This window comes from Mesorhizobium sp. P3_B5 (assembly GCF_056402815.1).
The window spans coordinates 696,351-714,345 of the sequence record NZ_JBFUGR010000002.1; the positions used below are offsets into that span (position 1 = coordinate 696,351).

Consider the following 17,995-nt stretch of genomic DNA (forward strand, 5'->3'; position numbering starts at 1 on the left):
GCGGTCAATTCTTCTTGTAGCGGATTGTGTCGAAGCGCGCCGTCAGCGCATCGTAAAGCAGCAATCTGCCAACCAGCGGTTCACCGATGCCGGTGATCAGCTTGATCGCCTCCATCGCCTGCAGCGTGCCGACGACGCCGGTCAGCGCGCCGACAACACCGGCGACGGCGCAGGACGGCACCAGTCCGGGCGGCGGCGCTTCGGGAAACAGATCGCGATATCCAGGGTTCTGCCTGCCGTCCGTCCCGGTCTCGAACGGCTTCAGCACCGTCAGCGAGCCATCGAAGCGTCCGACGGCACCGTGCACCAGCGGCCGTTTTTCCGCCGCACAGGCATCGGCCACGACATAGCGTGTTTCGAAATTGTCGGAGCCGTCGACGACGATGTCGTAGCCGGCAACAAGGGCAGGGGCGTTGTCCGCCGTCAGCCTGAAATCGTGCAGTTCGACGAAGACATTGGGATTGATGCGTGAGATCGCCGCTTTGGCGCTGTCGGTCTTGGCCATGCCGACCGCGTCGGTGTCGTGGATCACCTGCCTCTGCAGGTTTGACAACGAGACGCTGTCGTCATCGACGATGCCGAGCGTGCCGACGCCGGCGGCAGCGAGATATTCGAGTACCGGCGCGCCTAGCCCACCGGCACCGATGACCAGCACCCGCGCGCGTTTCAGCTTCTGCTGGCCGGCACCGCCGATTTCCGGCAGCACAATGTGGCGGGCATAGCGCTCGAGCTCTTCGTCGGTGAGGGCAGCAAGGATCATTGCCGGACCATATAGTGGCGCAAAAATCTTGTCAGTGGTCTTCGGTTGGCCCAACCGTACCGTGGTCGACCGTCAGGAATTGTGCACGTCCCTTGAGACTGGAAAACAGCGCCGCATCGGTTCCGGTCATGAACGCCTGGCAGTTCAGCTCTTCGAGGATCGAGAACAAGGCTGCGCGCCGGCCGCTGTCGAGGTGGGCGGCGATCTCGTCGAGCAGCAGGATCGGCGTCATCCCCGACATCTCACCGGTCAGCCGGGCGTGCGACAGGACAATGCCGACCAGCAGCGCCTTCTGCTCGCCGGTCGAGCACAGTTCGGCCGGCATCGCCTTCGGCCTATGCCGCACCAGCAGATCCGAACGGTGTGGGCCGTCGAGCGTGCGACCGGCGGCGCGGTCGCGGTCGCGGCCTTGGGCCAGCGCTGCGCGGAACCGCTCCTCGACATCGACGGCGGGCGAAGTGCTGACTTCGCTTTCCAGTTCGCCGGACAGGCTGATGTCGGCCTGCGGAAACGGTCCCGTGCTGGGCAGTCTGTCGATCATGGCGGTGAGCAGGCGCACCAGTTCGGCACGCGCCGCCGCAATCGCCACGCCGGTCTCGGCCATTTGCGTCTCGATCGCATCGAACCAGGCGCCGTCACGTGACCCCTCCGTAAGCAATCGATTACGGCCACGCATCGCCTTTTCATAGTCGAGCGCGCGCTGGCCATGCTGGGGGTCGATCGCCAGCACCAGCCGGTCGAGAAAGCGGCGGCGGTCGGCGGCAGGTCCGGGGAACAGGCCGTCCATAGCCGGCGTCAGCCAGACGACGCGCAGCCATTCCAGCATGTCTTCGGCCGATCGTGCCGGGGCGCCATTGATGCGCACCCGCCGGCCGCCCTCGCCGGCGGTGTCGCCACCTGCAATGCCGGTGCCGATTTCGACCTGTCCGTCCGGCCCGTCGATCTGGGCGTGCAGTGCAAAGCCGCCGTCGCCACCTTCGCGCGCCACGTCGGCGTAAGGCGCGCGGCGCAGGCCGCGCCCCGGTGTCAGCAGGGAAATCGCTTCCAGGAGGTTGGTCTTGCCGGCGCCGTTGTCACCGGAAAACACCACCGCGCCAGGACCAAGGTCGATCGACAGCGCCGCATAGTTGCGGAAATTGGTAAGTGTAAGCTTACTTATATGGGTTTGCCCGGGCAACCGCTATCCGCCTGTCGAAGTCGCCGCAATCATTCTCGCAGTCGCACATTGTCGCGGAGCCGGACTAGAGCGCCGCAGTGCGGCTACACCCGCATGGGCATCAGCACGTAAAGCGCTGTCTCGTCGGCCATGTCGTGGATCAGCGTCGGCGAGCCGGCATCCGCCAGCATGAATTTTGCCTCGGTGCCGGTCAATTGCGCGGCGACGTCGAGCAGGTACTTGGCATTAAAGCCGATTTCGATCGGATCCGACGAATAGTCTGCGGCTAGTTCCTCGGTGGCGCTGCCCGAATCCGGATTGTTGACGGCGAGCGTGACCTGTCCCTCGGTGATCGAAAGCTTTACCGCCCGGCCGCGTTCGGAGGAAATGGTCGAGACACGGTCGACGGCGGCGGCAAAGCTCTGCCGGTCGATGATCAGCTTCTTGTCGTTGCCGGTCGGGATGACCCGCTGATAGTCGGGGAAGGTGCCGTCGATCAGCTTAGAGGTCAAAACCACGCTGCCGATGGTGAAGCGGATCTTGGTGTCGGACAATTCGGTGGTCACCGCGACATCAGGGTCGTCGACCAGCTTCTGCAACTCGCTGACTGTCTTGCGTGGAATGATGATGCCGGGCATGCCCTCGGACCCTGCCGGCGCGTCGATCTCGGCGCGCGCCAGCCGATGGCCGTCGGTCGCCACCGAGCGCAGCTTCAGCTTGCCGCCGGTCTCGTGGGTGTGCAGGTAGATGCCGTTCAGATAGTAGCGCGTCTCTTCGGTGGAGATGGCGAACTGGGTCTTCTCGATCAGGCCTTTCAACGCCACCGAATCGAGCCGGAAGATGTGCGAAAAGGATCCGGCCGAAAGCTCCGGGAAATCGGATTGCGGCAGGCACTGGAGACGAAAGCTCGAACGGCCCGACGTCACCGTCATGGCGTTGCCGTCCTCGTCGGTCTTCAGCATGACCTCCGCTCCTTCGGCCAGCTTGCGCACGATGTCGTAGAGCAGATGCGCCGGAACCGTGGTCGCGCCACCGCGCTCGACCTTGGCGGGCGTGGCTTCGGTCACCTCCAGATCGAGATCGGTTGCCTTCATTTCAAGGCTGGCGCCCTCGGCGCTGAGCAGCACGTTCGACAGGATCGGTATGGTGTTGCGCCGCTCGACCACGCGATGAACGTGGTTGAGAGACTTCAGGAGATTTGACCGTTCCAGGATAACACGCATGACGAAACAGGCTCGCTTGAATGAATGAACGGGTCACCAGTGGGCGGCGCCCCGCGAAAGGTCTGAACAGGCTCAGAATCTGTACAAACTGACAGGAAAAAGCCAGCAAACGCAAGCCCGCGCCACCGGTTCACACCGGTTACGCGGCCTTTCTGGGGATAAAGCCGGCGGAGTTCGCAGGCAGGCGTTTTCAGGCCTGGTCGTTGATCAGCCTTCTCAGCAGTTCGAGTTCCTGCGCCAGCGTGTTGTCGACGCCGGACAGATCCTCGATCTTGCGCACGGCGTGCAGCACCGTCGTGTGGTCGCGGCCGCCGAAACGCCTTCCGATCTCCGGCAGCGAGCGCGGCGTCATAACCTTCGACAGATACATGGCGACCTGGCGCGGCTTGACGATGGTGCGCGTGCGCCGGTTGGACAGAAGCTCGGTCTTCGACACATTGTAGTGGCGCGCGACGATGCGCTGGATGTCCTCGATGCGCACCCGTTTCGGCTCGCCCGAACGATAGATATGGCCGAGGATCTCGTCGATGCGATCGATGGTGATCTGCGGCTCGAACGATTGACGGAACAGAAGCTGGTTGAACGCACCTTCGAGTTCGCGGCCGCTGCCGGTCACCGTGCGGGCGACATGGTTGAGGATCTCCTCCGAAATATCGAGCGACGCATCGTCCACCTTTGCGGTGGCGAGACGCAGCTTCAGCATGCCGATGCGCATGGCGAAATCCGGCGCCGACATTTCCAGCGCGACACCGCCATTGAGGCGCGAGCGGACACGGGGTTCCAGGGATTCCAGCTCCGACGGCGGCCGGTCGGCGGCAACCACCACCTGCTTGGCGCTGTCGAGCAGCATGTTGATGAGATGGCAGAATTCATGCTGGATCGACTTGCCTTGCAGGAACTGCATGTCGTCGATGATCAGCAGGTCGATGTCGCGCAGTTGTTCTTTCAGCGTCAGCGCGTTGTTGTCGCGGATCGCGGTGGCGAAGCGCCACATGAAATATTCGGCCGTCAGATAGACGACGCGCGATTTCGGGTTCTGCTTCAGGGATTCGGCCGCGATCGCCTGCAACAGGTGGGTCTTGCCGAGCCCGACCGTCGCATGAAGGAAGAGCGGATTGAAGCGCACCGCGCTCGACTGCGATTCCGCCACCGCCTTGGCCGCGGCGAAAGCCACTCGGTTCGACGGACCTTCGATGAAGGAGCCGAACGTATAGCGTGGGTCGAGCGGCGAACCGAGCACATTGTGCCGGAACTCGCTTTCGATCGGCGTGCCCGGGCGCGGTGCCGGTGCCCGCTCCACGCGGCCGGGACCAACAGTGCCGGCGGCGAGCGCCGTTTGCGTCTGCCGGGTCATCTTGCGTGCTGGGACCACTTCGGGCTCCACGCCGTTGCGTGCCGGACGGGTCGCGGTGCGCACGACGATCTCGATCTTGAGCACTTCCGGGTCTTCGTGCTTCCACAGCTCGGCGATGAGGTCGAGATAGTGGCCGTTGATCCACGAGCGCAGGAAGGCCGTGGGCACGGAGATGCGAACAATGCCCCGGGATGCCTCGGCAACTTTCATCCGACCGAACCAGCTCGAATAGACCTCGGTTCCCAGGCGCGCCTTCAACTGGGTCTTGACCCGATCGAACTTTTGTTCCGCGTCGCTGGAAGCCGCCATGTCGTGCCCTCCGACTAGAGTTCCAGGAAATGGGAGGTCACCCGTAAGCTCCCGCTCGATGCCGCTCTGCATGATCCGCGTTCCTTGTTCTTTTTGTACCTGTTTCAGCCGGGGATGCGCCTCCTGCATCCGTATGTCCGGCCACCGTTCATTCGCTACAACACCATCGCCGCCGCCGGCGGATGAATGTTGCCTCGTCACCAAGGGACCGGCACCGGCGCCTGAGCCAGTCCGTCTTGACCGGGTCCGGGCAATGCATCGCCGTCCGGCGAAAACGCCGGCGCCGCTGACCTGCCATGTAACAATTACGCCAGTCCCCTAACCCACATCGAAAAAGACAAACCAAGCCCGTGCGCGGAATTGCTCCACGTCATGAATTCTGCCATTTTGTGCTGGCCGATTCAGGCTGGGTTGAGGGCCAATGGCCCGTCCCTTTCGATGGATGGACATTACCGAAATCGCTGTGGATAGGGCAAGGCCATGACTAACGGATTTTTAAGGAATCTGGTTAGTGGAGACGGGTTGAGCCCCGATGCTGCAACTGCACATTTTGACAAAGCCATTGTGATTCAAACCCTTTTCCGGCGAATGTGAAAAAGGCCACACGGCGCGAAATTTTCTGAAATATTTCGCTTGACAGCTACTTGTCCCCGATCGCCCGCGGTCGATGTGAACAAGCTGTGGATGACCATCAGCAAGTATTTGAAAAATAAAGGTAATTTGTGACAGCCAAATTTATTGGCAACGCCAGTTTCGGCGGATCGGAGCGCTCGCGGACATGTATGTGCCGGCAAAGCATTCCGAGCTTTGAAATCCAAGTCGAGTTCGTTTTGCGGGCGTTCTTTTTTAAGTACTTGCCGGCAAACGAAAAAACCCGGCGTGATCCGCCGGGTTCGAAGAACGCAAGTTCAGGAAAGCTATTTCAGGCCGACAGGACTTTGAGCCGGTGAGCCAGGCGCGACACCTTGCGGGACGCCGTATTCTTGTGAATCACGCCCTTGGTCGCGGCGCGCATCAATTCCGGCTCGGCGGTCTTGAAGGCGGCCAGCGCGGCAACCTTGTCGCCGGCGGCGAGCGCCTCTTCGACCTGACGGACGTAGGTGCGCACGCGCGAGCGGCGGTTCTTGTTGATCGCCGCGCGACGGACGATCTTGCGCGTTGCCTTTTTGGCCGAGGAGGTATTGGCCATGATGCCTCTCTTCTGATCTGGTGGGCGCATGCGGGATGCCGCAGGGCGCAAAAAACAAACGGGCAGCCACAGGGCCGCCTCGGTTGGAGCGGCTTATAGTTCAGCTTTTCCGGCGCGTCAACGCTGTCTGGCCTTCTTTTTGGTGATCCTAAAGCGCGTCGCGTTTGAACGGATTTAGGCGACGCGCTTTAGGTCTTTGTTCTATGCATGTCGTTCTCCCAAAACCGGGGCCACTTTTGGGCGACATGCATCAGCGGTTGGTGAAATTCGGCTTCCGCTTCTCGGCAAAGGCCGCCATGCCTTCCTTCTGGTCGTCCAGCGCAAACAGCGAGTGAAACAGGCGGCGCTCGAACCGCAGCCCCTCGGCAAGGGTCGTTTCAAAGGCGCGGTTGACGGCTTCTTTTGTCATCATCACCGACGGCAGCGAAAAATCGGCGATCTTGGCGGCCGCCTTCAGCGCCTCCTCGACAAGGTCGCCGGCCGGCACGACCCGCGACACGAGGCCACAACGCTCGGCCTCCGCGGCATCCATCATCCGTCCGGTCAGGCACATGTCCATGGCCTTCGACTTGCCGACGAAGCGGGTGAGCCGTTGCGATCCGCCCATGCCGGGCATGACACCGAGCGTGATCTCGGGCTGGCCGAACCTGGCGGTATCGGCGGCGATGATGAAATCGCACATCATCGCCAGTTCGCAGCCGCCACCGAGCGCATAACCGGCGACCGCCGCGATAACGGGCTTTCGCGCCCGCGTGAACTCTTCCCAGCCGACAAAAAAGTCCTGCACATAGGCATCGACATAGGAAATTGCCTGCATTTCCTTGATGTCGGCGCCCGCGGCAAAGGCTTTTTCGGAACCGGTGATGACCATGGCGCCGATAGCGGTGTCTGCGCCGAAGGCGCTCACGGCCGCAACCAATTCCGCCAAAACCTGCGAATTCAGCGCGTTGAGCGCCTTCGGCCGGTTCAGCGTGATCAGCCCGACCTTGCCGCGTGTTTCCACGATGATCGTTTCATAGGCCATGACTGGGTCTCCTCCTTGGTTCACACCTGACAGGTCCGGCAAAAGAAAGTCGAGCGCCCGCTCTGCACGATGCGCTCTATGTGGCCACCGCAGCCGGGCGTGGGGCAGGGCTCGCCTTCGCGATCGTAGACGGCGAAGGAATGCTGGAAATAGCCGAGCGACCCGTCCGCGTGCACATAGTCGCGCAATGACGACCCGCCGGCCGCGATCGCATCGGCAATGACCGAGCGGATCGCATCAGCCAGGCGCTCGCTCTGCGCTTTGGCTTTCTTGCCAGGTTTCGCCATCGTCCCTGCCTCGCGCAATGGCGACAGGCCGGCGCGCCACAGCGCCTCCGACACATAGATATTGCCGAGCCCGGCGATCAGCCGCTGGTCGAGGAGGGCGGCCTTCAACGGCGATCTTCGGCCCTTCAGCAGCGAGGCGAGCAGGGCGCCGTCCAGTGTGTTGCCGGTCGGCTCGACGCCCAGTCCATTCAGCATCGGATGGCTATCGGGCTCGCCTTCCGCAAACAGCATGAAACCGAAGCGGCGTGGGTCGTTGAAGATCACGCGGGATTGGGCACCTTCGGGAGAGGCGACATGGAACACGACATGATCATGAGTGGTGCTCTTCGAGCGCTCGTGCTGGAACTCGCCTGGTATCTCGCTGCCATCGGATGTTTCGATGCGGAACGAGCCCGACATGCCGAGGTGGCAGATCAGCACCGGGCCGCCTTCCACATGCACGACAAGATATTTGGCCCGGCGGCTGAGCGCCGCAATGGTCTTGCCGGTCAGCCGTTCGGAAAATTTTGCGGGAAACGGAAAGCGCAGGTCGGGGCGCCGTGCCTCGACGCTGATGATGCGGGCACCTTCCAGAACCGGTTGCAGGCCGCGCCGGACCGTTTCGACCTCAGGCAACTCAGGCATGGCCGCCGATCGTGGCATGGAAGGAAGCGCCGTGCCGGCCGCGTGCCAGCCCGAGATGTTCGGCCACGGTTTCACCGATATCGGCGAAGGTGGTCCTGAGGCCAATGTCGCCGCCTTTGAGCCCCGGCCCGGTGCCGATCACCGGAATGCGCTCGCGCGTGTGGTCGGTGCCGCGCCAGGTCGGATCGTTGCCATGGTCCGCGGTCAGGATGAGAAGGTCGCCGTGGCGCAGTTTTGCCAGCGCTTCAGGCAGGCGCCGGTCGAAGGCTTCGAGCGCCGCCGCATAGCCGGCAACGTCGCGCCGATGGCCGAACTCGGTGTCGAAATCGACGAAATTGGCAAACACCAGATCGCCGTCGCCGGCGTCGTCCATCGCGCCCAGCGCCTCATCGAACATCGCCATGTTGCCCGGAGCCTTGCGCACTTCCGAAATTCCGCGATGGGCGAAGATGTCGCCGATCTTGCCGACCGCGATGACCCGGCTGCCGCGCGCGGTCAGCCGGTCGAGCAGCGTCGGTTCCGGCGGCGGCACGGCGTAGTCGTGGCGGTTGTACGTCCGCTCGAAGGTGGCGACGGTTTCGCCCAGGAACGGCCGCGCGATCACCCGGCCGATTTTCAGCGGGTCGACAAGCCTGCGCACCACCTGGCAGAATTCATAGAGCCGCTCAAGGCCGAAATGCACTTCATGCGCGGCGATCTGCAGGACGGAGTCGACCGAGGTGTAGCAGATCGGCTTGCCGGTGCGGATATGCTCCTCACCGAACCGCTCGATGACCTCGGTGCCCGCCGCATGGCAATTGCCGAGAATGCCCGGCACGTTGCCTTCCCTGATCATCGCCGCTGTCAGCTCGGCTGGAAAGGCCGGCACGGTGTCCGGGAAGTAGCCCCAGTCGAAGCGCACCGGCAAGGCGGCGATTTCCCAGTGACCCGATGGCGTGTCCTTGCCGCTCGAAACCTCTTGCGCCGCGCCGTGGAAGGCGGAGGCAAGAGGGGCCTTGCCTTTGCTGTCGAACTTGAAGCCCGTCGCGGTTTCGGCCGCATGGCCGAGACCGAGGGAGAGCATGTTGGGCACGAAAAGCGGTCCGCTGCGAAGGCCATCGCGGTCGCCACGGCCTTGCGCGCAGGCTTCGGCGATATGTCCGAACGTGTTGGAGCCGGCGTCGCCATAGGCTTCGGCATCGGCGGCGCCGCCGATGCCGAAAGAATCGAGAACGAAGAGGAAAGCGCGCGCCATTGGAGGGTTCATCGTTGCCTGTCTGTTGGCCCAGACATAGGGTTCCGCACCGCCATTGGCAATTCGGAAACCAAACCGCAACGGCTTGGCGCGATAGTCGGGACGTGGCCAAATGGCGGCATGGGCAGGGATCGATGAGACGGGCGGCAAATTTCGGCAAGAAGCCTGCCTGGAAGGCGTTCGCGGCCGTCCTGACGCTGCTTGGCGCCTCCTGGCCGAACGCCGCACGCGCCGACTGGCGCGATGACATCGGCACGTTCCGCATCGGCATCGTCGCCGAACCCGGCGCCGGCAACACCGTTCCGGGTCTGGCACTGCTGACGGACGCCTATACCAAGGCGCTTGGCATGAAGGTCGAATTTGTCGTTGCCCGCGACTATGCCGCGCTGATCGAGGCCCAGGCCAATGCCCGCATCGAATACGCCATCTATTCGGCAACCGCCTACGCCACCGCCTCGCAGCGCTGCGGCTGCGTCGAACCGCTCGTGGCGCCGGTCGATGCCGACGGTGCCATCGGCATCCGCTCCGTCTTGCTGACGCGGGACGGCAAGGTTGCCGATTTGGCCGCGATGAAGGATCACCGGATCGCCATGGCGCCGGCTGACAGCATTGGCGGTTCCCTTTTGCCGCTTGCCGGGCTGACGGCCGAAGGTGTCGGGATCACCGAAGATGCGCCGTTTCTGACCCATGCCGAATCGGCTGCTGCTGCCGAAGCGATGCTGGTCGACGGCCAGGCCGATGCCTTGTTTGGCTGGGAGACCGCCACGGCGGACGGCCAGCCGACCATACCCGGCAACCAGCCAGCTGACCCGGATGGCACCATGGCGAGACTGGAGGCGGCGGGAATATCACAGTCAGCGCTTCAGGTCATATGGACGTCCGGCCTGCTGCGATATGGCCCCCATGCCGTCCGCAGCGAGCTTGACCCCGAGGCCAAGCGTCGGCTCACCATCTTCCTCACCAATCTCAGATCGCTGTCGCCAGACGTCTACGATCTCCTGGAAACGAAACATTCCGGAGGGTTCACCGTCGCCGGTCCGCAGGATTATGCGATGGCCGCAGCCATCGTGCACCTGGTGTCAGGCGACGGTCAGTAGGCCATTGATCCCAAGCCGAAGGTTCGCTTCAGGGCCTGTCATTTCGAAAGAGCGCGTCGCGCGTTTGAAGCAAGCCGTGCGACCGAAATTGCTTCAGCAGTCGCTGCAAGGGATCGTCAGGGCTCGGCGGGGGCTGAAATAAAAGGTTTCACTCATCTTTATGTTGTCGAAGGCCGAGGTCAATCCAACCCGTTCTTCTTGGTCTTGCGACCAGGTGACGATCGGCTTGTATGCGAGAGTGGTTTGAACGCGAATGAGGAAGGTTCCAGCGATCTTGACCGTTGCCGGAACGGTCGTGGTGCTGTCCTTGGCGGCGTCGACGCTATAGGTGCCATTGACCACTTTCCACGACCACGCCACCTGCACCTTCGGCGTCGGATCGGTGGAGATCTGTATGGCAGTGATGATGATATCGGGGACTGAGCGATTGTAGGGCCGAAGCGTGGAATTGCCAATCTTCATGATGGCGGTCAGATCTGCCTTGACGACCGACGTCTGCTGCGCAACGAGGTCACCTACCATGGAGCTGATGCGGCTGACTTTCTTGCTGGTCTCGAAACCCTGCGAGGCCTCCATGGTCACGAAATACATGACAAACAGAAGTGGCACGATCAGGGCAAACTCGACGGCCGCGACACCGCGGCGATCGGGAAAAAACCGCATCGCTCTCTTCCATGTGAGTGAAATCCGCGAATGCGCCCCCGCACGATACATGCTTCTACCCTCTTTTGCTGACGCAACAGCGCAGTTTTCAGTTGTTGAACGGCTCGTTTTGCCAGGTCACCGATGCGAAATGCAGCGTTTTTCCGCCTTCAATGTTGGCCATCGAACTGGCCATGAAATCTGTCATGACCGGCCATTTGTAAAAAACCCGCAGCATGTTCTTCGATTCCGCCAAACCTGTCTGGACCTGAAAAGTCGTATCCGTCGTGCCGGTCAGTACAATGTCTGCGCCTGAAATCTTGAAGCCAGCCTTGGCCGCGTCGTCAAAGGTCGGGAACGCCCGCAGATCCACCAGCAAACCGGGGCAATTCTTGGCGACAATGATCTCCAGTCTGGCGCAGATCATGTCCTTCAGCTTGTTTCCCGTCACATCGGCCTGTCTTAGCTGGCCAGTACGCAGCTGACGGGCGATATCGTCGGTGATGTTGGTCATCACTTCTTGCCCGCCAAATGAGATGCAGCTCTCCAGGATGGCGAAGACGAGAAGTGCAAACGGCAAAGCAAGCATCGCAAATTCGACTGCCGTGCTGCCGCGCCGATCACCAAGGAAGCGCGTCCGCCCTGCCTTGCCCTTGCCGATTTCGGGTTTTGGGTCCCAGCTCATTCCCGTCCCTGCCAATCCTGATGCGGTATCGGCCGGAACATTAGCGAAAACCCATTGAGGTCCGGTTTGGATGACCGTTAAATTCTGCGAGATGGCGTTAACCGCCCGCTAACCGCAGCGGCATGTTCAGCAAGGGAGGCGGCGTTGCCGGGAAAAACAGATGGCCCTGATCGCCTACTGGCCGGCGCTCATCTCGGCTTCGGAGTTTTTCTCGGCGTCACTCTTGAAGGAGCTCTCGCAATAGGGCGTGCAGGACATGGTTTGTATCTGGGCACGTCTGTAGATACGCACCGATGACGCGGCCTGCCGCACCACGGTGACCTGCTCGTCGATGATCGGGCTGCCGTCCTGGTCGAGAACGACCAGGTTGGTGACGCCGAACCCTTTACCCGTCAATACGATTGTCGACGCATCCTGTACGGCGGCGTCGGCGATCGCCGGATTGCCGACAACGATCGTGTCGGCGGCGCGCGTCAACTTGACGATCTTCGCCTGGTTCATGGTGACTTCGATGCCGGCTCCAGCCTTGGCGGGCACGATGAAAGTCGGCGCAACGAGAAACGCGGCAATCAGAAATAATGATCTCGACCCGGTCATTGAGGCGCTCCCACGGCAGCAAACTGTTCAACGGAACATGAACGAGATTGGTGAACCAACGGTTAAGTTGACGACCGGCGCGGTGGCGCCTGCATCGAGCTGCTCGCATTTGATAAAGCAGACAGCATTCCGACAACCCGGCAGCTGCGCCTTTCCAGGCCTTTTTCCGGCGGTCAGTCCATCACCCTATGTTTAGCTCACGGTTAACCACGCAAGCTGTTGGGCACCGGAAAGGAATCGGTAATCCTGTTTCTTAAGCCGATCGAAAGAGCTTCTCCCTAGATTGGCAGCATCCGATCAACCACCAAACAGAAGTTGACGGAAGTGCTGTAACACGTGGAGTAGGAGCTCTCAAATGTCTAACCTCATCGCACGTTTTGTGAAGGACGAATCCGGCGCGACCGCCATCGAATACGGTCTGATCGCCGCTCTCATTGCGCTCGCCATCATGGTCGGCGCTGGCTCGCTCGGCAACGCCCTGAACAACAAGTTCACGGCCATCGCTTCGGCGGTGAATAACTCTAACTAACGATATCTGGTCGTTATTTCAGAACAAGGGCCGCCTCACTGGCGGCCCTTATTCCGTGTTATGACCACTTTGAATTCTTGGCATCACCAATCGTTAATCGAGCCTGCCTAGACTGAGGCCAGGTATAATTTCACATAGGCGCCGTGCCCATGCTTGAAGCTCTGATTTTCGTTGTCTTTCCGTTTTGCATGCTTTTTGCCGCGATCTCCGACACGCTGTCGATGACGATCGCCAATCGCGTGCCGGTCCTGCTTTTGGCTGTTTTTGCCCTGGTCGCGCCACTGACGGGTATGGACTGGGCAACCTATGGCTGGCATTTCGCCGCTGGCGGTCTGGTGCTGGCGGTGACATTCGGTCTCTTTGCGCTCGGCGGCATGGGCGGCGGCGACGCCAAGCTGCTGGCTGCCACTGCCGTTTGGATGGGGCTCAACATCCACCTTGTCGAATATCTCGTCTTTTCGACATTCATAGGCGGTCTGCTGACGCTCGCCATCCTCGTCTATCGGAAATCGCCGCTGGCGGCCTATACGAGCCACAATGCGTTCCTGCGCCACTTCGCCGACGACGCTGGCGGCGTCCCCTATGGCATCGCGCTCGGCATAGGCGGGCTGATTGCCTATCCCGATTCGCCATTGATGGTGTGGGCGCTGGCAAGGTTGGCCGCCTAGTTTTTCTGACCTAGTCCTGTTTGAAATATTGTCTTAGGGAGGGGCGGCTTGGCCGCCTCTCCCGTTTGCGGGAACCGGTTCCGTCTAATTTATGTAAACCTTAAATTAATCACGATCGTAAGCACTGCATTAACCTTGTTTTGACGATTGCCGCTGCAAAGTCCGACCTGGCCAGGTGGTTTGCCAAAAAAGGCGAGGGTTCGGACAGATGCCAGCATCCCGACTGATCATTCTGAGCGTGGCGGTGGCCGCGGCAGGTGGCGCAGGATATGTTGCGAAAAAAATGGTGGTGGCTCCGCCGCCTCAGGTCGTTGTCGGTGCCCCGCAGGCACCGGCGATCGCGTTGCAGGATGTGCTTGTCCTTTCCGGCGACGTTGCCATGGGCAGCCAGCTTGAGAACAATATCGACTGGGAGTCCTGGCCGGCCAACGGCATCAACGCAAACTTCATCACTCGCGCTGCCGAGCCCGAGGCGCTAGAGAAGCTGAAAGGCTCCGTCGCCCGCGTGGCGATGTACACTGGCGAACCGTTGCGGCGCTCCAAGCTGATCGGCGAGGGGCAAAGCTTCATGTCGTCGATCCTGCCCAGCGGCATGCGTGCCGTCGCTACGGCGATCTCGGCCGATACTTCGGCAGGCGGCTTCATTCTTCCCAACGATTTTGTCGACGTCATTATGACCCGCAGGTCCGACGTCAGCGGCGGCAGCGGGTTTACGACCGAGACCATCCTCAAGAACATCCGCGTCCTGGCGATCGATCAGACCATCCAGGAGGACGAGGAAGGCAAGAAGACCAGGGTCGGCCAGACCGCCACGCTGGAGCTGACGCCGCAGCAGGCGGAGATCATCACTGTCGCCCAGCAGATGGCGGATCGCCTGACTCTGGCGCTGCGGTCAATCACGGACAACCAGGAAAAGAGCTCGGATGAGGCCGACTACCTCGTTTCCGGCAATGGGCGGCGCGGAACGGTGCGGTTGATCAAGTCGGGCGAAGTTTCCGAAGTGGGGGCAAGGAAATGAAGCTAAACGACAAACTGCCTGTCACGATGGTTGCAGCAATTGGCCTGCTTCTGTTCGGAGTGAATGCGCATGGCCTCGTCGAGGCGAGGGCCGCCGGCAAGAATGCCCAGGTGTCGGCTTCAGCCGCCACCCAGCGCGTCAAGCTTGGCCTCAACAAGTCGGTGGTCATCGACCTGCCAAGTGATGCCTATGACATCCTGGTCGCCAACCCGGCGGTCGCCGATGCGGTGACCCGCACAGCAAGGCGCATCTACCTGTTCGGCAAGTCCGTGGGCGAGACCAACATCTTCGTCTTTGGCCCCAATGGCGAACAGATCGTCAGCCTGGACCTGGCCGTCGAACGCGACGTTGCCGGCCTGGAAGACTACCTCAGGCGTTTCCTTCCGACGGCGCAGATCAAGGTCGAGTTGCTGAACGACAACGTCGTCCTGACCGGAACCGTGGACACGCCGCTGGACGCCAAGCGCGCCGTCGATCTCGCGACCATCTTCGTGTCCGGCGGTGAGGCGACCACGGGACAGTATTCACAGACGGCGGCCGGCGGTTCGGCCAATGGCGGCGTCGACATAAACAATCCGGATTCCGAGCGTCGTACCAGCAAGATCGTCAACCTGTTGCAGATCATCGGCGACGATCAGGTGACGCTGAAGGTGACCGTTGCGGAAGTCAGCCGCTCGGTGATGAAGCAGCTCGGCGTCAATCTGATCGGAAACGGCAGCATCAACGGCATCAGCGCCGGCGCGATAAGCTCGCCGCCTTTCGGGTTGGGCAAACCGATTTCGCAGCTTTCCAACATGGCGTTGGGCAGTGCCGGCGGCAACGGGCTGCAAGCTTACATCAATGCAATGGAACAAAGCGGCGTCATGAAGACGCTGGCGGAACCGACGCTTACGGCGGTCTCGGGCGAGAAGGCAACCTTCAAGGCAGGCGGCCAGTATAACCTCATCACCCAACGCACAGGCACCGGACCTGTCACGTATACGAACACGAAAATCGAATATGGCATTGGCCTCGAGTTTCAGCCCGTGGTGTTGTCGGCTGGCCGCATCAGTCTCAAGGTCAGGACGTCGGTCTCGGAGCCAACCACCGAAGGCGCCACCACGCTTGAAGCCAGCGGGGGCTTGCCCGGAACCAGCCTGCTTTCGATCCGCAAGAGACTTGCCGACACGACGGTCGAGTTACCCTCCGGCGGCTCGATGATGATTGCGGGATTGGTCCGTGACGACGTTCGTCAGGCTGTGTCGGCACTACCGGGCCTCGGCAAGATACCGGTGCTTGGCACACTCTTCCGCAGCAAGGATTTCATACGCAACGAAAGCGAACTCGTCGTCATCATCACGCCCTACCTGGCGCGACCGGTGGCCCGCAATGATCTGGCCAAGCCGGACGACAATTTCAATGCGCCGAGTGATGGCGCCGGCATGTTCCTCGGCCGCGTCAATCGCGTCTACGGCACAATGCAGACCGACAAGCCCAACGGCCGTTATCACGGCGTTGTCGGCTTCATCTACAAGTAAGCGGGGAAGCGGACATGTCTCAGTCAGCATCAAAGGCAATGACGATCGCCGCAACGGTACGATCCAACCGCGAGCGCATCTTCCGGTCGGCCGTTCCGATCCTGGCGATCGCGGTCGCTGCGTCACTCGCCGGTTGCGCCAGTCTCAGGCGCGACAGCATCACGGTTGGTGCAATTCCGGACGACTATCGCACCACGCACCCGATCGTCATCGCGGAGAAGAACGAGAAGATCGACCTTCCGGTCGGCGCCGGCGATCGCGGCATGACCGGCTTCCAGCGCGACACGCTTCTGGGTTTCCTGGACGGCTACGACAAGAGCGCCGCCCCATCGTTGACGATCGCAGTTCCGGTTGGCTCCGCCAATGAGCTCGCGGCGACGGCGGCTGGACGTGACTTCGCCAGGCTGGCGGTGGCCAGCGGCATCAGCCGCAACCGGATCGTGATGACCACTTATCAGTCAGCTTCGGTCGAGGCCTCGGCCCCGGTCCGTGTTGCCTATATCTCGACGAAAGCCCAGACCGACAAATGCGGGCGCTGGCCCGAGGACATGCTGCAGTCGTCGGAAAACAAGCACTATGCCGATTATGGCTGCTCGTATCAGAACAACCTTGCCGCCCAGATGGCCAATCCGGCCGACCTGCTTGGGCCGCGCAAGCAGACGCCCATCGACGCTGAGAGGCGTGGGGTCGTCATCGACGGATATCGAAAGGCCCCATTCTACTCGCCGGTTCCCTCAACAGAAGTCGACTATTGATCGATCGCAGTCTGGAGCACGCGGACATGAGCAATCTGGCCTACGAGACCCCATCCGACAGCGGCGACACGTCGCAACAGGACATCGCCGCGATGCAGGCGCTGCGGCCGATCCCGCGCATCTCGATCCAGGCATTTTGCGAGACCGAAGGTGTCGCCAATCCCATCGAGCGCGCTGGCGAGGATCGCCGCATGGCGAAGGCGCATCTGAAGGTCCATATGGGCGGCGTCGCCACCGCGGTCGAGTTCTACCAGTCGGCGCCGACGCCGAACCTGATCCTGCTGGAATCGCGCAGCGAGCCCAAACAATTGCTGGAGCAGCTCGCCCAGCTCTCCGAATATTGCGATCCGACATCGAAGGTCGTGGTGATCGGCCACTATAATGATGTCGGCCTTTACCGCGAACTTATCCGCTCCGGCATTTCCGAATATGTCATCGCACCGGTGTCGATGGCTGACATCGTCAGCGTGGTCTCATCGATCTTCGTCGATCCGGAAGCCGAGCCGATCGGCCGCTCGATCGCCTTCGTCGGCGCCAAGGGCGGCGTCGGCTCATCGACCATTGCCCACAATGTGGCCTGGGCGATGTCGTCGCTGTTCAAGTCCGAAGTGGTCGTCGCCGATCTCGACCTGGCTTTCGGCACGGCCAACATCAATTTCGATCAGGATCCGGCACAAGGCATTGCCGAGGCGGTGTTTTCACCCGAACGCGTCGACGAGGTCTATCTCGACCGGCTGCTGGCACAGTGCTCCGAACACCTGTCGTTGCTTGCAGCACCCTCCACGCTGGAACGGGTGTACGATTTTGATCCCGACGCTTTTGCCCAGCTTATCGACGTGGCCCAGCGCAGCGTGCCGCTGCTGGTGCTCGATGTCCCGCATGTCTGGACAGGCTGGACCAAGAACACCCTGATCAAGGCCGACGAGATCGTCATCACGGCAACCCCGGAACTGGCCAATCTGCGCAACACCAAGAACCTTGTCGACATGCTGAAACGGCTTCGCCCCAACGACCCGCCGCCCAAGCTGATCATCAACCAGGCAGGCATGCCAAAGCGGCCCGAGATTGCGTCGTCGGACTTCGCCGAACCGCTTGGCATCTCGCCGGTGTCGGTCATCGCTTTTGATCCGTTGCTGTTCGGCAACGCGGCCAACAACGGGCGCATGCTGGGCGAGATGGACGCCAAGAGCCCGGTCGTCGGCATGATCAACGAAATTGCCCATGTGCTGACCGGGCGCAGCGAAATCAAGGCGAAGAAGAAAGCCGGCCTCGGCAATCTCCTCGGCAAACTCTCGCGCAACAAGAAATGACGCTCCTTAAGCGGAAT

18 protein-coding genes are annotated in these 17,995 nt (G+C 61.5%); 7 read left to right on the plus strand and 11 right to left on the minus strand.

Annotation, left to right across the window (positions count from 1 at the left end; all coding sequences use genetic code 11):
• Positions 1-4: 4 nt before the first annotated feature.
• The 8 genes from AC1DVW_RS08285 to AC1DVW_RS08320 all read right to left on the minus strand — a co-directional run bounded on the left by AC1DVW_RS08285 (position 5) and on the right by AC1DVW_RS08320 (position 9,160).
• The gene (locus tag AC1DVW_RS08285) at positions 5-760 is read right to left on the minus strand and encodes a molybdopterin-synthase adenylyltransferase MoeB (RefSeq protein ID WP_477322328.1); all 756 of its coding nucleotides are present in this window, start codon (positions 758-760) and stop codon (positions 5-7) included.
• 31 nt (positions 761-791) lie between these two features.
• Positions 792-1,937, minus strand: coding sequence for a DNA replication/repair protein RecF (gene recF / locus AC1DVW_RS08290; protein WP_477322330.1), 1,146 nt, complete (start codon positions 1,935-1,937; stop codon positions 792-794).
• Between the two features lie 83 nt (positions 1,938-2,020).
• A complete protein-coding gene (gene dnaN, locus AC1DVW_RS08295) occupies positions 2,021-3,139 on the minus strand; it encodes a DNA polymerase III subunit beta (RefSeq protein ID WP_477241651.1) in 1,119 nt (372 codons plus the stop codon).
• 190 nt (positions 3,140-3,329) lie between these two features.
• Entirely contained in the window at positions 3,330-4,802 is a 1,473-nt protein-coding gene (gene dnaA / locus AC1DVW_RS08300) for a chromosomal replication initiator protein DnaA (RefSeq protein WP_477241653.1), read from the minus strand.
• 922 nt (positions 4,803-5,724) lie between these two features.
• A complete protein-coding gene (rpsT, locus tag AC1DVW_RS08305; RefSeq protein WP_477241655.1) occupies positions 5,725-5,991 on the minus strand; it encodes a 30S ribosomal protein S20 in 267 nt (88 codons plus the stop codon).
• Between the two features lie 250 nt (positions 5,992-6,241).
• Positions 6,242-7,015 (minus strand): enoyl-CoA hydratase, encoded by a 774-nt coding sequence (locus tag AC1DVW_RS08310; RefSeq protein ID WP_477241657.1) that lies wholly within the window; start codon positions 7,013-7,015, stop codon positions 6,242-6,244.
• A 20-nt stretch (positions 7,016-7,035) separates the two neighbouring features.
• Positions 7,036-7,926 (minus strand): bifunctional DNA-formamidopyrimidine glycosylase/DNA-(apurinic or apyrimidinic site) lyase, encoded by an 891-nt coding sequence (gene mutM, locus AC1DVW_RS08315; protein ID WP_477241659.1) that lies wholly within the window; start codon positions 7,924-7,926, stop codon positions 7,036-7,038.
• Entirely contained in the window at positions 7,919-9,160 is a 1,242-nt protein-coding gene (locus AC1DVW_RS08320) for a phosphopentomutase (RefSeq protein ID WP_477241661.1), read from the minus strand. The genes mutM and AC1DVW_RS08320 overlap by 8 nt, the downstream gene beginning before the upstream one ends.
• A 134-nt stretch (positions 9,161-9,294) precedes the next feature.
• Here AC1DVW_RS08320 and AC1DVW_RS08325 point away from each other — a divergent pair, with 134 nt between their 5' ends.
• Complete coding sequence (locus tag AC1DVW_RS08325) at positions 9,295-10,257, plus strand: phosphate/phosphite/phosphonate ABC transporter substrate-binding protein (RefSeq protein WP_477241663.1); 963 nt, start codon at positions 9,295-9,297, stop codon at positions 10,255-10,257.
• Positions 10,258-10,350: 93 nt separating this feature from the next.
• Here AC1DVW_RS08325 and AC1DVW_RS08330 read toward each other — a convergent pair whose 3' ends face one another.
• The 3 genes from AC1DVW_RS08330 to AC1DVW_RS08340 all read right to left on the minus strand — a co-directional run bounded on the left by AC1DVW_RS08330 (position 10,351) and on the right by AC1DVW_RS08340 (position 12,181).
• Positions 10,351-10,920, minus strand: a complete 570-nt coding sequence (locus AC1DVW_RS08330) for a TadE/TadG family type IV pilus assembly protein (RefSeq protein ID WP_477241665.1) — start codon at positions 10,918-10,920, stop codon at positions 10,351-10,353.
• Between the two features lie 88 nt (positions 10,921-11,008).
• A complete protein-coding gene (locus AC1DVW_RS08335; protein ID WP_477241667.1) occupies positions 11,009-11,584 on the minus strand; it encodes a TadE/TadG family type IV pilus assembly protein in 576 nt (191 codons plus the stop codon).
• A gap of 174 nt (positions 11,585-11,758) precedes the next feature.
• The gene (locus AC1DVW_RS08340; protein WP_477241669.1) at positions 11,759-12,181 is read right to left on the minus strand and encodes a pilus assembly protein N-terminal domain-containing protein; all 423 of its coding nucleotides are present in this window, start codon (positions 12,179-12,181) and stop codon (positions 11,759-11,761) included.
• Between the two features lie 355 nt (positions 12,182-12,536).
• On the opposite strand from AC1DVW_RS08340, the gene AC1DVW_RS08345 reads away from it, so the two are divergent.
• From AC1DVW_RS08345 to AC1DVW_RS08370, 6 genes are all read left to right on the plus strand, one after another.
• Positions 12,537-12,710, plus strand: coding sequence for a Flp family type IVb pilin (locus tag AC1DVW_RS08345; protein ID WP_477241671.1), 174 nt, complete (start codon positions 12,537-12,539; stop codon positions 12,708-12,710).
• Positions 12,711-12,859: 149 nt separating this feature from the next.
• A complete protein-coding gene (locus tag AC1DVW_RS08350) occupies positions 12,860-13,378 on the plus strand; it encodes an A24 family peptidase (protein WP_477241673.1) in 519 nt (172 codons plus the stop codon).
• A 208-nt stretch (positions 13,379-13,586) separates the two neighbouring features.
• Complete coding sequence (gene cpaB, locus AC1DVW_RS08355; protein ID WP_477241675.1) at positions 13,587-14,396, plus strand: Flp pilus assembly protein CpaB; 810 nt, start codon at positions 13,587-13,589, stop codon at positions 14,394-14,396.
• Positions 14,393-15,913 carry a type II and III secretion system protein family protein gene (locus tag AC1DVW_RS08360; protein ID WP_477241677.1) on the plus strand — a complete coding sequence of 507 codons (1,521 nt, stop codon included), beginning with the start codon at positions 14,393-14,395 and terminating at the stop codon, positions 15,911-15,913. The genes cpaB and AC1DVW_RS08360 overlap by 4 nt, the downstream gene beginning before the upstream one ends.
• A gap of 14 nt (positions 15,914-15,927) precedes the next feature.
• On the plus strand, positions 15,928-16,668 hold the full coding sequence (locus tag AC1DVW_RS08365) for a CpaD family pilus assembly protein (protein WP_477241679.1): 741 nt from the start codon (positions 15,928-15,930) through the stop codon (positions 16,666-16,668).
• Positions 16,669-16,694: 26 nt separating this feature from the next.
• The gene (locus AC1DVW_RS08370; RefSeq protein WP_477322332.1) at positions 16,695-17,978 is read left to right on the plus strand and encodes a CpaE/TadZ family protein; all 1,284 of its coding nucleotides are present in this window, start codon (positions 16,695-16,697) and stop codon (positions 17,976-17,978) included.
• Positions 17,979-17,995: the final 17 nt, after the last annotated feature.

What these genes read in the sequence shown, in the direction of transcription:
- AC1DVW_RS08285 (WP_477322328.1), bottom strand. Translation starts at nt 760, where the DNA reads ATGATCCTTGCTGCCCTCACCGACGAAGAGCTCGAGCGCTATGCCCGC.
- dnaN (WP_477241651.1), bottom strand. Translation starts at nt 3,139, where the DNA reads ATGCGTGTTATCCTGGAACGGTCAAATCTCCTGAAGTCTCTCAACCAC.
- dnaA (WP_477241653.1), bottom strand. Translation starts at nt 4,802, where the DNA reads ATGGCGGCTTCCAGCGACGCGGAACAAAAGTTCGATCGGGTCAAGACC.
- rpsT (WP_477241655.1), bottom strand. Translation starts at nt 5,991, where the DNA reads ATGGCCAATACCTCCTCGGCCAAAAAGGCAACGCGCAAGATCGTCCGT.
- AC1DVW_RS08310 (WP_477241657.1), bottom strand. Translation starts at nt 7,015, where the DNA reads ATGGCCTATGAAACGATCATCGTGGAAACACGCGGCAAGGTCGGGCTG.
- mutM (WP_477241659.1), bottom strand. Translation starts at nt 7,926, where the DNA reads ATGCCTGAGTTGCCTGAGGTCGAAACGGTCCGGCGCGGCCTGCAACCG.
- AC1DVW_RS08320 (WP_477241661.1), bottom strand. Translation starts at nt 9,160, where the DNA reads ATGGCGCGCGCTTTCCTCTTCGTTCTCGATTCTTTCGGCATCGGCGGC.
- AC1DVW_RS08325 (WP_477241663.1), top strand. Translation starts at nt 9,295, where the DNA reads ATGAGACGGGCGGCAAATTTCGGCAAGAAGCCTGCCTGGAAGGCGTTC.
- AC1DVW_RS08330 (WP_477241665.1), bottom strand. Translation starts at nt 10,920, where the DNA reads ATGCGGTTTTTTCCCGATCGCCGCGGTGTCGCGGCCGTCGAGTTTGCC.
- AC1DVW_RS08335 (WP_477241667.1), bottom strand. Translation starts at nt 11,584, where the DNA reads ATGAGCTGGGACCCAAAACCCGAAATCGGCAAGGGCAAGGCAGGGCGG.
- AC1DVW_RS08340 (WP_477241669.1), bottom strand. Translation starts at nt 12,181, where the DNA reads ATGACCGGGTCGAGATCATTATTTCTGATTGCCGCGTTTCTCGTTGCG.
- AC1DVW_RS08345 (WP_477241671.1), top strand. Translation starts at nt 12,537, where the DNA reads ATGTCTAACCTCATCGCACGTTTTGTGAAGGACGAATCCGGCGCGACC.
- AC1DVW_RS08350 (WP_477241673.1), top strand. Translation starts at nt 12,860, where the DNA reads ATGCTTGAAGCTCTGATTTTCGTTGTCTTTCCGTTTTGCATGCTTTTT.
- cpaB (WP_477241675.1), top strand. Translation starts at nt 13,587, where the DNA reads ATGCCAGCATCCCGACTGATCATTCTGAGCGTGGCGGTGGCCGCGGCA.
- AC1DVW_RS08360 (WP_477241677.1), top strand. Translation starts at nt 14,393, where the DNA reads ATGAAGCTAAACGACAAACTGCCTGTCACGATGGTTGCAGCAATTGGC.
- AC1DVW_RS08365 (WP_477241679.1), top strand. Translation starts at nt 15,928, where the DNA reads ATGTCTCAGTCAGCATCAAAGGCAATGACGATCGCCGCAACGGTACGA.
- AC1DVW_RS08370 (WP_477322332.1), top strand. Translation starts at nt 16,695, where the DNA reads ATGAGCAATCTGGCCTACGAGACCCCATCCGACAGCGGCGACACGTCG.